Below are 653 nucleotides of genomic sequence, written 5' to 3' on the forward strand. Positions count from 1 at the left end.
TCATTATCAACAAGTGAGAGTGATTCAACAAGCGTAAGCGCGTCTGATTCACTAAGTACATCAGAATCAGGCAGTGAATCTGTCTCAATAAGTACAAGTAATTCAAGTAAAGCAAGCGAATCACTAAGTGACTCGATTAGGGAGAGTAGGTCAATTTCAACAAGTACGAGTGAATCAGAAAGTGACTCAAGTAGTACAAGCACATCATTATCAGATAGTACGTCAGACTCAACAAGTGAATCCAATAGCGATTCAACTAGCCTTAGCACATCAACTTCAGCAAGCGAGAGCGGCTCAAGTAGTATAAGTGAATCGCTAAGTGGATCAACAAGTGCAAGCACGTCAACATCAGTGAGCACGAGTGACTCAGATATCACAAGCACGTCAATAAGTGAATCTATTGCTAGCGCTAGTGCATCAGAGTCAACAAGCGCAAGTACGTCAGCTTCTACGAGCATAAGCGATTCAGCCAGTACAAGTGAATCATTAAGTGACTCAAGCAGTGCGAGTACATCATTATCAGAAAGTACATCAGAGTCAACAAGCGACAGTACATCAACAAGTTTAAGTAACTCAGATAGTACAAGTATTTCGATGAGTGATTCAGATAGCGAAAGCAAGTCACTAAGTGGCTCAACAAGTACATCAGGTAG

At 41.3% G+C, this 653-nt stretch carries 1 pseudogene; it reads right to left on the reverse strand.

What is annotated here, in order from left to right:
- Window positions 1-653: pseudogene (locus tag HMPREF3154_RS11750) on the reverse strand (hypothetical protein); the annotation flags it as partial.

The organism is Staphylococcus sp. HMSC06C11 (assembly GCF_001808345.1).
Classification (GTDB): Bacteria; Bacillota; Bacilli; order Staphylococcales; family Staphylococcaceae; genus Staphylococcus; species Staphylococcus capitis.